Origin of the sequence: Algibacter lectus (genome assembly GCF_004368925.1) — a bacterium.
Lineage (GTDB): Bacteria > Bacteroidota > Bacteroidia > Flavobacteriales > Flavobacteriaceae > Algibacter > Algibacter lectus.
The window spans coordinates 1-15245 of record NZ_SORL01000009.1; the positions used below are offsets into that span (position 1 = coordinate 1).

Annotated in this window: 16 protein-coding genes; 5 read left to right on the top strand and 11 right to left on the bottom strand. The window is 33.3% G+C overall.

All coding sequences use genetic code 11. The annotated features are described in order from the left end of the window. Positions 1–700: 700 nt before the first annotated feature. From thrS to rplT, 4 genes are all read left to right on the top strand, one after another. The gene (thrS, locus tag DFQ06_RS12605; RefSeq protein WP_074937581.1) at positions 701–2635 is read left to right on the top strand and encodes a threonine--tRNA ligase; all 1935 of its coding nucleotides are present in this window, start codon (positions 701–703) and stop codon (positions 2633–2635) included. A gap of 46 nt (positions 2636–2681) precedes the next feature. Then, entirely contained in the window at positions 2682–3221 is a 540-nt protein-coding gene (gene infC, locus DFQ06_RS12610; protein WP_074937583.1) for a translation initiation factor IF-3, read from the top strand. A gap of 91 nt (positions 3222–3312) precedes the next feature. Continuing rightward, on the top strand, positions 3313–3510 hold the full coding sequence (gene rpmI, locus DFQ06_RS12615) for a 50S ribosomal protein L35 (RefSeq protein ID WP_042495462.1): 198 nt from the start codon (positions 3313–3315) through the stop codon (positions 3508–3510). Positions 3511–3621: 111 nt separating this feature from the next. Further along, positions 3622–3966 carry a 50S ribosomal protein L20 gene (gene rplT / locus DFQ06_RS12620; RefSeq protein ID WP_042495466.1) on the top strand — a complete coding sequence of 115 codons (345 nt, stop codon included), beginning with the start codon at positions 3622–3624 and terminating at the stop codon, positions 3964–3966. Positions 3967–4083: 117 nt separating this feature from the next. Here rplT and DFQ06_RS12625 read toward each other — a convergent pair whose 3' ends face one another. The 10 genes from DFQ06_RS12625 to tgt form a co-directional block, all read right to left on the bottom strand. Next, entirely contained in the window at positions 4084–4734 is a 651-nt protein-coding gene (locus DFQ06_RS12625) for a hypothetical protein (protein WP_133968053.1), read from the bottom strand. Positions 4735–4739: 5 nt separating this feature from the next. Further along, positions 4740–5186, bottom strand: a complete 447-nt coding sequence (locus tag DFQ06_RS12630; RefSeq protein ID WP_042504753.1) for a YHS domain-containing (seleno)protein — start codon at positions 5184–5186, stop codon at positions 4740–4742. 261 nt (positions 5187–5447) lie between these two features. After that, a complete protein-coding gene (locus DFQ06_RS12635) occupies positions 5448–5870 on the bottom strand; it encodes a secondary thiamine-phosphate synthase enzyme YjbQ (RefSeq protein ID WP_133968055.1) in 423 nt (140 codons plus the stop codon). A gap of 20 nt (positions 5871–5890) precedes the next feature. Beyond that, positions 5891–6169: an EF-hand domain-containing protein gene (locus DFQ06_RS12640; protein ID WP_074937593.1), complete on the bottom strand. Its 279-nt coding sequence runs from the start codon at positions 6167–6169 to the stop codon at positions 5891–5893. A gap of 40 nt (positions 6170–6209) precedes the next feature. Next, positions 6210–7394, bottom strand: coding sequence for an asparagine synthetase B (locus tag DFQ06_RS12645; protein WP_133968313.1), 1185 nt, complete (start codon positions 7392–7394; stop codon positions 6210–6212). A gap of 294 nt (positions 7395–7688) precedes the next feature. Then, positions 7689–9227 (bottom strand): replicative DNA helicase, encoded by a 1539-nt coding sequence (gene dnaB / locus DFQ06_RS12650; protein ID WP_074937595.1) that lies wholly within the window; start codon positions 9225–9227, stop codon positions 7689–7691. A 170-nt stretch (positions 9228–9397) separates the two neighbouring features. Then, a complete protein-coding gene (locus tag DFQ06_RS12655; protein ID WP_042504757.1) occupies positions 9398–10351 on the bottom strand; it encodes an acetyl-CoA carboxylase carboxyltransferase subunit alpha in 954 nt (317 codons plus the stop codon). A 68-nt stretch (positions 10352–10419) separates the two neighbouring features. Next, positions 10420–11316 carry a DMT family transporter gene (locus tag DFQ06_RS12660; RefSeq protein WP_042504758.1) on the bottom strand — a complete coding sequence of 299 codons (897 nt, stop codon included), beginning with the start codon at positions 11314–11316 and terminating at the stop codon, positions 10420–10422. Continuing rightward, on the bottom strand, positions 11303–12385 hold the full coding sequence (locus tag DFQ06_RS12665) for an LptF/LptG family permease (protein ID WP_042504759.1): 1083 nt from the start codon (positions 12383–12385) through the stop codon (positions 11303–11305). Before DFQ06_RS12665 ends, DFQ06_RS12660 begins: the two co-directional genes overlap by 14 nt. A 48-nt stretch (positions 12386–12433) precedes the next feature. Further along, positions 12434–13564, bottom strand: a complete 1131-nt coding sequence (gene tgt / locus DFQ06_RS12670; protein WP_074937601.1) for a tRNA guanosine(34) transglycosylase Tgt — start codon at positions 13562–13564, stop codon at positions 12434–12436. 124 nt (positions 13565–13688) lie between these two features. Here tgt and DFQ06_RS12675 point away from each other — a divergent pair, with 124 nt between their 5' ends. Beyond that, positions 13689–14276 (top strand): outer membrane beta-barrel protein, encoded by a 588-nt coding sequence (locus tag DFQ06_RS12675; protein WP_133968057.1) that lies wholly within the window; start codon positions 13689–13691, stop codon positions 14274–14276. A gap of 69 nt (positions 14277–14345) precedes the next feature. On the opposite strand, the gene DFQ06_RS12680 is transcribed toward DFQ06_RS12675, so the two are convergent. After that, a complete protein-coding gene (locus DFQ06_RS12680) occupies positions 14346–15218 on the bottom strand; it encodes an anti-sigma factor (protein ID WP_133968059.1) in 873 nt (290 codons plus the stop codon). Positions 15219–15245 lie beyond the last annotated feature (27 nt).

Here is a 15245-nt window from a genome sequence, read left to right on the forward strand (position 1 = left end):
TATGAACGTTACGCCTTTAAAGTTTTACCTTTTTTAGCGGGGTGCAAATATAGATCCCTTTTTGGTTCTGACAACCTTTTTTATGAAGTATTTTTGAATTAATTACTAAAAAAATGTTACGCAATTGATTTACAGAAGCTTAATTGTTATTTTTATTCCATAGGACATTAACTTTTATCTATTGAACAGCAATAAAGCGTTGTAAAAACATTTTACAAGGTGTATTTACTCTACAAAGCACTTCGGGGAGATCGCTTTATTTGATTAAAACCAATTTCCCTCATTATATATCTATTATATATATGACTATATAATCTTAGCTGTTGTATATAACGTATAATATAAACTTGTCTTTGATGTTTAGCTCTCCATAACTAATACTGGTTTTCTTCTCCTCCCCTATTCTTTTTACTATTCAACTTATTAATTATATATAGGTGTATTAATTTCACTTAACAGAGAACCTATATATGATGCTTTAGAAATGCTCTTTCCGAATTTATTTTTACGTTAGGGATTGAACGGCGTGTTTGAGCTCCCGACCTTAGGAGGAGCGAGTAGTGAAAGCCCGACTCTATATGCACACTTAAAAGTGCATATAGAGTAACGCCCATTTTATTCTATTTTAATTATTACTCTTATATATATTGTGTGGGTTTGTTTATACTATTATCTTTGCATACGGATTTTAATTTATTTTATGATACATATTACATTACCTGATGGCAGCGTGAAAACGTTTGATGAGAACGTGACACCTATGGATGTTGCGAAAAGTATTAGCGAAGGGTTTGCTAGAAACGTGATTTCGGCAAACTTTAATGGTACAACTATTGAAACCGTTACGCCGTTGACCACGGATGGTTCGTTAGTTTTATATACTTGGAAGGATGATGAGGGAAAAACTGCTTTTTGGCATAGTTCTGCTCACGTTTTGGCTCAGGCTATTGAAGAGCTATATAGTGACGCTAAATTAACCATTGGACCTGCTATTGATAATGGTTTTTATTATGATGTAGATTTTGGTGAGCAAACTGTTTCGGAAAAGGACTTTAAAGCCATTGAAAACAAGATGTTAGAAATTGCTCGTGGTAAACATGAGTTTAAAATGAGATCAGCTAGTAAAGCGGAAGCTTTAGAACTATATAAAGGTAACGAGTTTAAAACTGAACTTATTGAAAACTTAGAGGATGGCACTATTACTTTTTGTGACCACGCTACGTTTACAGATTTATGTCGGGGCGGACATATACCAAACACTGGTATAATAAAAGCTGTTAAAATTTTAAGTGTTGCTGGTGCTTACTGGAGAGGTAATGAAAACAACCCGCAATTAACACGTGTTTACGCTACATCGTTCCCTAAACAAAAGGAACTTACTGAATATTTAGCTTTACTTGAAGAGGCTAAAAAACGTGACCATAGAAAACTTGGTAAAGAATTAGAGTTATTTACGTTTTCTCAAAAAGTTGGACAGGGTTTACCACTTTGGTTACCTAAAGGAGCTGCCTTACGTGAGCGCTTAGAGAACTTTTTGAAAGCTGCACAAAAGAAAGCAGGTTACGAAATGGTAATTACTCCGCATATTGGACAAAAGGAACTTTATGTTACTTCTGGGCATTATGCTAAGTATGGTGCTGATAGTTTTCAGCCTATTACAACCCCTAAAGCTGATGAAGAGTTTTTATTAAAACCTATGAATTGCCCACACCATTGTGAAATCTACAACAGTGCGCAATGGAGTTATAAAGATTTACCTAAGCGTTATGCTGAATTTGGTACCGTTTATAGATATGAGCAAAGTGGTGAACTACATGGTTTAACTCGTGTTAGAGGTTTTACTCAAGATGATGCGCATTTATTTTGTATGCCAGAACAGTTAGATAAAGAGTTTAAGGATGTTATTGATTTGGTTCTTTACGTGTTTGGTTCTTTAGGTTTTGAAAACTTTACTGCACAAGTATCTGTAAGAGATCCAAAAAACCCCGACAAATACATTGGAGATGTAGAAAATTGGGAAAAAGCAGAACAAGCCATTATTAATGCAGCCACCGATAAAGGTTTAGATTTTATTATAGAAGAAGGTGAGGCTGCTTTTTACGGCCCAAAACTAGATTTTATGGTGAAAGATGCCTTAGGAAGAAAGTGGCAATTAGGTACTATTCAGGTAGATTATAACCTGCCAGAACGTTTTGATTTAACCTACAAAGGCAGTGATAACGAGCTTCACCGCCCTGTTATGATACACCGTGCTCCTTTTGGAAGTATGGAACGTTTTGTGGCATTATTATTGGAACATACAGGTGGTAACTTCCCGCTTTGGCTTATGCCAGTGCAGGTAATTATTTTATCTATTAGCGAGAAATATGAAAAATACTCGGAAAAAGTTTTAAATTTGCTAGAAAATGACGAAATTCGCGCCCTTGTAGACCATAGAAATGAAACTATTGGGAAGAAGATTAGAGAATCTGAAATGCAAAAACACCCGTATATGATTATTATAGGGGAACAAGAAGAGCAAGAAGGCAAAATATCTGTACGCCAACATGGTGGAGAAGATTTAGGAATGATATCCGTTGACGACTTCTCTACAATAATAAAGAATGAGATTAAAAAAACGTTAAAATCGTTTTAACAACAAAATATAATTAAGTTTAATTTAAAATTTTAAGGCCATAGCAATTAGAAGAAGACATCAACCGAGAAGGGTTTCACAAGAGGATAAACACAAGATAAACTCGAAAATTACAGCACAAAAACTGCGTCTTGTAGGAGACAACGTTGAAATTGGTATTTATACCAAAGGTGACGCTATGCGAATAGCTGACACACAAGGACTAGATCTTGTAGAAATATCACCAAATGCTGAGCCCCCTGTTTGTAAGGTTATGGACTATAAAAAGTTTCTTTACGAACAAAAGAAGCGTGATAAGGCTTTAAAATCTAAAGCTACAAAAGTGACTATCAAAGAGATTCGTTTTGGACCTCAAACTGATGATCATGATTACGCATTTAAAAGGAAGCATGCCGAAAAATTCCTAAAAGAAGGTGCAAAGCTAAAAGCATTTGTGTTTTTTAAAGGACGTTCTATTATATTTAAAGAACAAGGCCAAATCCTGTTACTACGTTTAGCTCAAGATCTAGAAGAACTTGGGAAGGTAGAACAAATGCCAAGATTGGAAGGTAAACGTATGACTATGTTTATTGCTCCTAAAAAGTAAATACCCCTAATTTATTAGGATAAAGATAAGTTGCCAAATACATTTGGCAGGAAAATAATTAAGCGAAATAATTAAAATCTAGGAGAAAAAAATGCCTAAAATGAAAACAAAATCTAGTGCTAAAAAGCGTTTCAAGCTTACTGGTACTGGTAAATTAAAAAGAAAGCACGCTTTTAAAAGTCACATCTTAACAAAGAAGTCTAAAAAGCGTAAGCTAGCGCTGCGTCATGATACATTAGTACATAAAGCAGACGAAAATAACATTAAAACAATGTTGCGTTTAAAATAAACACAACCTGTTTTAACGTTGGTTAAATAAATTATAAACCCTGGAGTTAGGCTCAATTTATAAAAAGTGTCTATTTTATAGACCGCCTACTACAAAAAAACAATTAAAATTATGCCAAGATCAGTAAATTCTGTAGCAAAAAGAGCCCGTAGAAAAAAGGTTCTAAAACAAGCAAAAGGTTACTTTGGACGTCGTAAAAACGTTTGGACAGTAGCAAAAAATGCGGTTGATAAAGCGATGCAATACTCGTATAGAGACCGTAGAAATAAAAAGAGAACATTCCGTGCATTATGGATCACGCGTATTAACGCAGGAGCCCGTTTACATGGTTTATCTTATTCTCAATTTATGGGGAAATTAAAAGCTAATGATATCGAATTAAACCGTAAGGTTTTAGCCGATTTAGCTATGAACAACCCAGAGGCTTTTAAAGCCGTAATCGAGAAAGTAAAATAAGGCGTTCCGCCTATTGTAAAACATATTATTCGCTTAATAAAAAAAAATCCGATTCTTAATTGAATCGGATTTTTTTATGCTTTTCATTTAAATGAAACATCTCTAATAAACAATTTGTTAAAGGTATATTAATTTAGTGATTTGAAATACCGAAACGCAAAGTAACAACACACCAATAACTCTATTTACCCGCGTAGTTACATTAGAGACCTTTACCTTTAATATATCGCTAAATTTGCTGTATGCATATAACACTAACAGTTTGCCCAAATATGCTCCAATTAGGAAAAATAGCAATAGCTTATAATCTACAGGAAAACTTAAATCTATTATATTCCTGTTTAAATAAGTGGTTATAAATATCCAATAAATAAGAACTGTTGGATTAACCAAACCTAAAAAGAAGCCTAACATTTGTTTTGAAACCGGTCTCCTTCTCTTCTTAATTATTATACACTCATCATTTTCATCTTTAACGCACTCTGTTCTACCAGAAAGAAAAATGGCACCAACTACAATAAAAACAGCAACAATAGTATAGTGTAACCAAATATTCATGTTAATAAACATTTCTATTTGGCTGTTAAAACTGATAGCAAATAATATTAAAATAAGTTCTGCAAAAGCAGCAGGATGTATTATTTTTAGAGCACTATTTACGTTTTCTTTAATAGTTGTGTTTATCACAGCTATATTTGTAGTACCCAAAGGAAGTGCACCAAGTACCGCTGCAGAAAAACCAATAAGTAAATAAAGAATTAAATCCATCACTTCTAACCTTGATTTATACGTTTCCAGTTTATATCTGCCTTTTCCTTTAAGCTATCAGGATATTCATCTAACCAAGATTTAAGCGTATTAATTCCCCATGAATTGTAAAACAAGTACAATTTACCATCTCTAATTTCGTAAGTTTCTGGATCTACGGAAACCTTGTCTCCCTTTACAGCAATGGCATAAGCACAATATCCGCCATATGCCGGAACGTACTTTTCAGGATTTTCATTAAAAGTGTCTAGATTATCTTGTGATGAAAATTTGAACTTCCCGCTTTTGTATTTCGATACATAATCATCATTTCCTTTTTTAGGCGCATTATTAAAATAAGAAACGACATCGAATCCCTCTATTACAAAACCTTTTTTAGTATTAAAATCGATATTTTGAGCTATCATAGTTTGACCAAATATGAAGAAAACTAGAGCTATTAAATTTTTCATTTGCTATACATTTATATTATTCATTTATTTCCCAAGAGTAATTTAAATTATTATAATGTCTCATGGTTACTTAGAAGTCAGTCGCCATGACGAGAACTACCTTTCAAATAAAAAAATTGAAAAGCTTATGTTAAGCTAAAAGAACATCGTATTTATTGCCTATTCTAAAAGTTTGGACAAAAAAAAGCACCTATCTCTTTTAGATAGATGCTCTTTTCTATTTTATTAGGAATTCTTTTTAATGTTATTTAGTAATTTATTTTAAACACCAAAAGCACTAATAACAATTTGTCTTGCTCCTCCATAATCCCGATGTTCGCATAAATAAATACCTTGCCAAATACCAAGATTTAATTTACCGTAAGTAATCGGTATTTGAACTGATGCTCCTAATAACGAAGCTTTAATATGAGCAGGCATATCATCAGGTCCCTCATAGGTATGCTTGTAATATGGTGCATTTTCAGGAATCATTTTATTAAAATGACTTTCGAAATCCATTTTAACTGTATCATCTGCATTTTCGTTAATGGTTAAACTTGCTGATGTATGCTTAATAAAAACCTGTAATTGCCCCATTTGAATCTCTACAATTTCGGGAATTGCATGCAGAATAGCATCCGTTATTAAATGAAAGCCTCTTTTATGCGATTCTAATTTAATTTCCTTTTGAAAAATTTTCATCTAAAACAAAAATTTTATCATTATTTGACATCTTTAGCTATTTCTGAAATAGCCTTTTTAAACTCTTTCCAATCAATTTTATCATCACCATCCTTATCATAACCATCAATCAATTTCGATGACACTAATCCTCGAATAAAACCATTAATCTCAGCTTCCTTAAGCAAAGCTACTATTTCACTTTTAGATAATTTACCGTCTCCACTTTTATCAAAAAAGTTAAATGCGTCTTCTGGAGTTTCAAAATGATTAGTAAGAACTATTTGTATTTTGTTGAGTATTGCTTTTTTTGATGCCATGTTTTTAAGTTTTATGGTTATAAATTAAAAATAAGAGCTACTATGTTTTCTGTTTCTTCTTTTTTGCAGCAGGAAATAACACATTATTAAGAATTAATCTGTAACCCGGTGATGTTGGATGCAAATCCAATTCCGTTTTAGGATCGCCAACACGGTGCTGATAATCTTCAGGATCATGCCCGCCATAAAATGTAAAGAAGCCTTTTCCCTTTATACCATGGATATATTTTGCTTCGCCATTGATTTTATTTTCTCCCATTACCAAAACATTCGATTTTATTTCATCTCTTGTAAAAGATGTTGTTTGCCCCATAAAACCTTTAACTAAAGCGGTATGATTTTGACATAACATAGATGGAATAGGATCCCATTTTGCTGAGAATTCCATAAGAGAAAAATAATCGGTTGTTTTACTTACCTTGCGTTTCTGCGTCATATCAATAGAAGAAAACTCGTAAACCGTAGGACTTCTTTCTAATTGATAATTAGTAAATGCAAATGTTTTATTAAAATCTATTTTATTCTGATATCCTGCATCGCTCCCATCGCCATCAAACATAGGTTCGCAAATATCTACACCTTCGGCAGATAAAGCTATATCAAAACTATCTGTAGCACTACACATAGCAAACATAAAGCCACCACCAACAACATAGTCTCTAATTTTATGAGCTACTGCCGATTTTTCATCAGAAACTTTATTATATCCTAATTTTTGAGCTAGAGTTTCTGCTGCTTTTTTCTCGTTTATATACCACGATGCCGCGCGATAAGCTCCATAGAACTTACCGAATTGTCCGGTAAAATCTTCATGATGCAGGTGCAACCAATCGAATAATAATAAACCATCGTTTAAAACTTCTTCATCGTAAACGGTTTCATAAGGGATTTCGGCATAGTTTAACACCATAGTTACAGCATCATCCCAAGGCAATTTTCCTTCTGGCGTATAAACTGCAATTTTTGGGGCCTTTTCTAATACAACAGCTTCCATATTTTGGCTAGGGCTACTTATATCTTCCAAAATAGCTTCCGCTTTAGCATTAGAAATAACATCGAAAGATACGCCACGAATTTGACATTCTCTCTGAATAGCTTCCGTATCAGGAAGTAAAAATGAACCACCTTGATAATTAAGAAGCCATTTCACTTTAAGATCTTTATTAAGAACCCAATAGGTAATTCCGTATGCTTTTAAGTGATTTTTTTGATTATCTACACCCATAGGAATAAAAACATAGGATGCGTAGGTTTTACATGCTAAGCATATAAATAATAATGTGAAGATTATCTTTTTCAATTTGAGATTGCCTAAAAATAATTTCTCAGTTAATTAATAAAAACCAACTGAGAAATTGAATTATATAAGCGAAAGATACTTAATTTTTGTGGGGATAAAAAAAAGTATTTATGATTCTATTTGATAAAATCAATACTAATTTTGTACTATTTCTAGGAATAATTTTCCTTTTTTGAGATTGAAAATCTCTATATAAATTCTCTTAGAAACTAATTAATTTTAAAATGGTACTTCGTTATCGTCATCATTAAATGAACTTCCAAAAGCTTGGTCTGGACTCGCCTTAAAATTATCTGCTTGGAAGGTATCATCATTTGCAGCCGCATTCATTTTAGAATGGAATTCAAACGGAGAATCAAAATCATCTAAATTGTCGAACTTACCTAAGTTACCGATAAATTTCAGTCTAATATTTTCTAAACCACCATTACGGTGTTTTGCAATAATAAATTCGGCTTGACCTTCTGTTGGAGAGCGTTCATCATCATCCCATTCATCAATTTTATAGTATTCCGGACGATAAATAAAACTTACAATATCGGCATCCTGCTCAATCGCACCAGATTCACGTAAATCCGATAGTAGCGGACGCTTACTTCCTCCACGCGTTTCCACCGCACGAGATAACTGAGATAGTGCTATTACTGGCACCATTAATTCTTTTGCTAATGCTTTTAAGTTTCGAGAAATCATCGAAATCTCCTGTTCACGGTTTCCTCCATGACTCGATCCACCCGTCATTAACTGTAAGTAATCAATCATGATTAATTTTATACCATGCTGAGAAGATAATCGACGGGCTTTTGCACGTAAATCGAAAATAGAAAGCGACGGCGTATCATCAATAAATAACGGTGCTTTTTCTAAACTCTTTACTTTTACGTTAAGCTGTTCCCATTCGTGTTTTTCAAGTTTCCCTGTTCTTAATTTTTCCGAAGATAAGCCCGTTTCACTAGAAATTAAACGCATAATCAACTGTACAGATGCCATCTCCAATGAGAAAAAGGCAACGGGTACATTTTGATCTACAGCAATATTTCGTGCCATGGATAAAGTTAATGCCGTTTTACCCATACCAGGACGTGCCGCAACAATAATTAAATCGGAAGGTTGCCACCCTGAGGTTAATTTATCTAGTTTGGTAAATCCTGTTGGAATACCACTTAAACCTTCTTTATTAGAAATTTCTTCAATTTTCTTTTTGGCCTGAATTACTAAATCTTGAGCGGTTTCACTAGATTTTTTAATATTTCCCTGTGTAACTTCATATAATTTAGACTCGGCTGTATCTAATAAGTCGAATACATCTTTAGTTTCATCGTAAGCATCTTCAATAATTTCATTTGAAATTTTTATTAAACTACGCTGAATAAACTTTTGCAGAATAATACGAGCGTGAAACTCAATATGCGCAGAAGATGATACTTTTTGAGTTAAAGAAATAAGATAAAAATCGCCCCCAGATTGCTCTAGTTTTGCATTTTTCTTTAACTGCGTTGAAACGGTTAATAAATCGACTGGTTCACTATTTTCAAATAACGTAAAAATAGCTTCAAATATATGTTGATGTGCTTCTTTATAAAATGCATCGGGTGCTAAAATATCGATAACTTCATCGACACCTTTTTTATCAATCATCATGGCACCTAAAACAACCTCTTCTAAATCAATAGCTTGAGGAGGTATTTTCCCTTTTTCGAGGCTTATTAGTGTGCTTTTATCGACTTTATATCCCTGAACGGGGTTTGGTTGTTTCATAACTACGAAAGTAATTAAAATTGAAGTAGGTTTATAGATTTTTACGGCTATGATTGTTAACCATTGGTTAACAATTTAACTGTTAATAACTTAAATATATTGTGAATAAGCATAAAAAAAATCTGAAGTGATACCCTTCAGATTTTTTTCTTAAGTATGTTTTCTATGGTTTAGTCTTTGTAAACCCCCATTTGTAGATATTTATCCATACGTTGGGCAACTAAATCTTTTTCTGATAACTTTTTTAACACCTCATAATGTTTTGTAATGGCATTACTAACCGATGTAAAAGTTTTTGTTCTATCGCGATGTGCGCCTCCAAGAGGTTCTTTTATAATCTCATCAACAATTTTTAGCTTTTTCATATCAGGAGCCGTTAACTTTAAAGCTGATGCAGCTAATTCTTTATACTCCCAACTACGCCATAAAATAGACGAACATGACTCTGGAGAAATAACAGAATACCATGTGTTTTCTAACATCATAACAACATCTCCAACACCTATACCTAATGCTCCACCTGATGCACCTTCACCAACTACTATAGTTATAATTGGCACTTTAAGGCGTGTCATTTCTAAAATATTTCTAGCAATAGCTTCACCTTGTCCTCGCTCTTCAGCTTCTAAACCAGGATAAGCTCCAGGAGTATCTAAAAGTGTTACCACAGGAATTCCAAATTTTTCAGCAGATTTCATTAAACGTAACGCTTTTCGGTATCCTTCTGGATTAGCCATACCAAAATTTCTGTATTGCCTTGTTTTGGTATTGTATCCTTTTTGTTGACCAATGAACATAAAACTTTGATCTCCAATTTTACCTAATCCGCCAATCATTGCTTTATCATCTTTAAAGCTTCTATCACCATGCAACTCTAAGAAAGAATTACCGCAAATAGCTTTAATATAATCTAAAGTATAAGGACGTTCTGGATGACGAGACATTTGTACACGCTGCCAAGCCGTTAGGTTTTTGTAAATATCTTTTTGAGCTTCTTTAAGCTTTTTTTCTATCTGCGTACATGTTTCTGTAACATCCACTTCGCTTTCTTCACCAATAATTTTACATTTCTGTAATTGATCTTCAAGCTCTTTTATTGGGAGTTCAAATTCTAAATATTCCATAGGAAATTTGTTTTGACTAATTATTAGAGTTAGTCTGCAAATATAAAAACTTTAATTTTGTTAATACATTATGAGCGACTTCTTTTTATCTTTCTACGGTTTTTAACTAGCACATTTAACATAACAACGGTAATAATAACAAGGGCTCCGTAATAAAATGATGGGCTCATTTTTTCTTTCTCCGGAAATAGAATTAAGGCTAAAATAATGCCATAAACAGGTTCTAAATTGTAAGTAAGTACAACGGTGTAAGGACTTATGGTTTTCATTATATAAACTGATGCTATAAAAGCATATGTTGTACAAATGGATGCTAAAATGAAAAGATACCAAAAATCGGAAGTGCTTAAACTGAAAAACTCTGCAGAAAACCCTTCTCCAAAGCATAAAATGTAAATAGTAATGAATAATACACCACTTATAAACTCGTAAAACGAGATAACAGTTGCCGAATGCTTTTTAAGAAAGCTTCCGTTAAGTACAGCAAATAATGACGAAAAAAAAGCAGATAAAATACCTAGAATAATTCCTGTGAGATACTCTACTTCACTTTGTGTAATAATGCAAACGCCTACAATAGCAAGTATACCGAATAGAATTTCGTAGCCTAAAACTTTACGTTTATAAACAATAGGTTCTATTATAGATGCAAAAAATGTACCTGTTGAAAATACCGCTAAAGTTGTAGAAACATTTGAGGCATCGATAGCTCCAAAAAAAGTAATCCAATGTAAGGCAATAATAACTCCTGCAAACGAAAGCCGTAATAAAGCCCTCGGATTTACTTTTAAATTTACCTTAGAAAATAACACATAAACCACAAGTAAAACCGATGCCATTAACATACGAAACCAAACCAAAGAAATTGCTTCAATAGTGATTAACTCGCCTAAAATTGCCGTAAATCCAGCAATAAAAACAAGAATATGTAAATGAAAATAATCTTTAAAATTAGCGCTTTGCATGGTACAACAGGTAAGCTGCTAAAACTCCAAAAATTATATTTGGAAACCATACAGCTATAAGTGGATTAAAATCTGACTGCTCGGCCATTACTCCAAATATTTTATCAAAAAATACAAATATCATGGCTATACAAATACCTACAGCAAGATTAACTCCCATACCACCACGACGTTTTTTAGAAGAAACGGCCACAGCAATAATAGTTAATATAAACACTGAAACAGGTAAACTCCATTTTCTATATAGCACCAATTTAAAACGCCCCACATTAGAAGACCCTCTCGATTCTTCTTTTGCTATAAATTGTTTTAAATCACCATACATTTTAGTTTCTGCCGCGTAGATTTCTGGAATTAAATCACCTACGTCAAAGGCGAAAAGCGTGTCTTTTTTCTTTAAGACTCCTAATTCGTCTTCATTTTGACCAATAATACGCTTGGTATAGTTGGTTAATTCGTAAGTTGAAGACGAATCTTTTTCAACATATTTAATTTTATCGGCAGTAATTTTATAAACAAGTTCATTCTCTTCAAAATGTTCTAAAGTAAAATTTCGTCCTATACTGTTTTTAACATCAAAACTACTAACGTATATAATATCGTTATCATTAATTTGCCTAAAAACATTAGTATTTTCTACAGCACTACGTCCCTTTTTTAAATATTTATAACTGAAATCGTTAAACCCTTTACTAGCATTTGGAGCTAAGTACAAGCCTAAAAGAATAGACAAAATACCAACAATTGTAGCACCTATCATATAAGGACGTAAAAACCTTGTAAACGATACTCCCGAACTTAAAAAAGCAATAACTTCTGTATTATTTGCTAGCTTTGAAGTAAACCAAATTACAGATAGGAATAAAAATAGAGGAAAAAGTAGATGTGCAAAATAGATAGTAAAATCTAAAAAATAAATAAGCACTTCTCCAAAAGGTACTTCGTTTTCTAAAATTTTACCAATTTTTTCAGCTAAATGCACCGTTATACCAATGGGTATAAACAGAAGTAACATCATTAAAAATGTAAACAAATAGCGTTTTAATATGTACCAATCTAATATTTTCATACTTATACAGCTTCAATAAACAAGCAGTGTTTCAATATTTTATTTCTTCTAAAGTCTATTAGCCATTTGTTTTACCATTTGGTTTTTCCAGTCATTGAAATCTCCTGCTAATATATGTTTTCTTGCTTCGCGAACCAACCACATATAAAAACCCAAATTATGTATAGTTGCTATTTGCTTACCTAACAACTCGTTAACCGTAAATAAATGACGTAAATATGCTTTACTATATTCTGTATCAACAAAGGTAATTCCCATCTCGTCGATTGGAGAAAAATCTTCTGCCCATTTTAAATTTTTAATATTGATAGAGCCATGCGCTGTAAATAACATCCCATTTCTAGCATTTCTAGTTGGCATAACACAATCGAACATATCTACACCTAACGCAATATTTTCTAAAATATTGATTGGTGTACCTACTCCCATTAAATATCTTGGTTTTTCTTCTGGTAAAATAGAACAAACCACATCTGTCATGGCATACATTTCTTCAGCAGGTTCCCCTACAGATAAACCTCCAATAGCATTTCCTACAGCACCAGAGTTCGCTATATACTCCGCCGATTGTTTTCTAAGGTCTTTATAAGTACTTCCTTGTACAATAGGAAAAAATGCCTGATTGTAATCGTACTTTAAAGGTGTTTTTTCAAGGTGATTAATACAACGATCTAACCAACGATGCGTCATGTGCATAGATCGTTTCGCGTAATTATAATCGCAAGGATATGGTGTACACTCATCAAAAGCCATAATAATATCAGCTCCAATAGTACGTTGAATTTCCATAACATTCTCTGGCGTAAATGTGTGATAACTACCATCGATATGCGATTTAAACTTCACACCTTCCTCTTTTATCTTTCTATTTGCAGAAAGCGAGTACACTTGGTATCCACCAGAATCGGTTAAAATATTTCTATCCCAATTCATAAATTTATGAAGTCCACCTGCTTTTTCTAACACATGTGTTTGGGGTCTTAGGTATAAATGGTAGGTGTTTCCTAAAATAATATCGGGGTTAATATCATTCTTTAACTCCCTTTGATGCACTCCCTTAACCGTTCCAACAGTTCCCACAGGCATAAAAATTGGTGTTTCTATTACACCATGATCTGTAGTTAATTTCCCTGCTCTCGCTTTGCTTTGTGGGTCTTTTGCGTTTAATTCGAATTTCATCTCTATATTTGTATCAGTTGGCAAAGATAATTAACTAAAATCCGAAAGCAATATTTAAAAAAAGGAAATAATTTAACTTTGGCAACGTTTTTGTAATAATAAACGAAATCTTAAAACGAACATTATGAAAAATTTATTTTTAATTTTAGTAGTCGCCATTGTTGTCCCATCAGCAGCTTTCGCGCAAACAGCTAGTGGTATTGGTATTAAAGGAGGTTTAAATTACAATGCTAATGGTAAATATGTTGAGTCTGCAACACAAGCTTCTAAAAATCCAGATAGAAATGTTGGATACCACATTGGTCTATTTGGGAAAATTGGTGACAAATTATATTTGAGACCAGAGATTGTTTACACAAAAACAAAAAGTGATTACGATAATGATAGCTTTGAAATGCAAAAACTTGATGCTCCAATTTTGGTTGGATTGAATATTCTAGGCCCGGTTAGTGTTTTCGCTGGTCCATCATTTCAATATATTTTAGACACCGAATACGAAGGCATTACTATTGGTGATATTGAAGATGATTTTTCAGTTGGGCTTAACTTTGGTGTTGGCGTTAACTTCAAAAAAGTTGGTATCGACTTGAGATATGAGCGTGGATTTAGCAAAAATGAAGCTGATATACTTCAAAATAATGGATTATCCGTGAACGACCGTTTGGATACACGACCAGATCAACTAATTTTGAGTTTAGCTATTATTTTATAGTCCAAACTTTATAAAAACAAAAAGCCCTAGTAAAAATTACTAGGGCTTTTTTTATGCTTATTTTTAATATTATCTTGTTACTGTACCAGACAAACTTACTACTGGGCCAGCTCCCATATCTATTACGGTGTGGTTCATAGCATCTGCAGGAACTACATTTGCTAAAGGTTTTAGTGTGAAAGGTGCTGCACTATTATCAGGACTTGGTTCTACAGAAATAACAATTGTTCTTTCTTTTAAATCTGTTGGAAAAGTTAATCCTGATGGTGCATTTTGAAGAAAATCTTCTCCTGGATAACCAGGTCCATTACCTGCATCGCCTTTAAAAACTGAAGTTGCAGCATTATTATCTGCAGCATTTGGATCTGTAAACGTACCTGTACTTACTGGAGTACCATCGAATACAACCCAACCTTCATATACCCATCCATCAGATAGTGTTGGTAAATCCAAACCTTGAACAGCTGCTTCGCCAGAGTTATCTAAAAACCAAACTCCACTTTCTTCGTTAGTTTCATCTTCATCTGTAGGTGTTGCAAGAATATATTTCCCTGTAGAAGATGATAAATCTGCAACTATATTATTTGAATTTACACTTGCTGAACTACCAGAAAAATCTCCTGCTAAAATTTTTGTTGCAGCTGGAGCTGGGTCAGAATCTACTGCCGGTTCAATAGAAAGTACAAATGTTGATGCACTTGCTAATTGATCTGCATCGACAGAAAAAGATTGAGGAAAATCTACTGAGGAAAATGTTCCGGTTGAAACTGGTGCTCCATCAACAATTACCCATCCTTCGTAAACAAAATCGCTACCAAGTTCTTCCAAACCTGTAAGGTTGATTGTTAAATTTGCTGTTGTTGGTGCGTTATCGTCATCGCTATCGCATGATGTTGTTAAAACCCCTAGGGCTAACATTGCTAAAATTGTGTTCTTAATCATTTTATCTTTTTTTAGTGATTGTTTTAT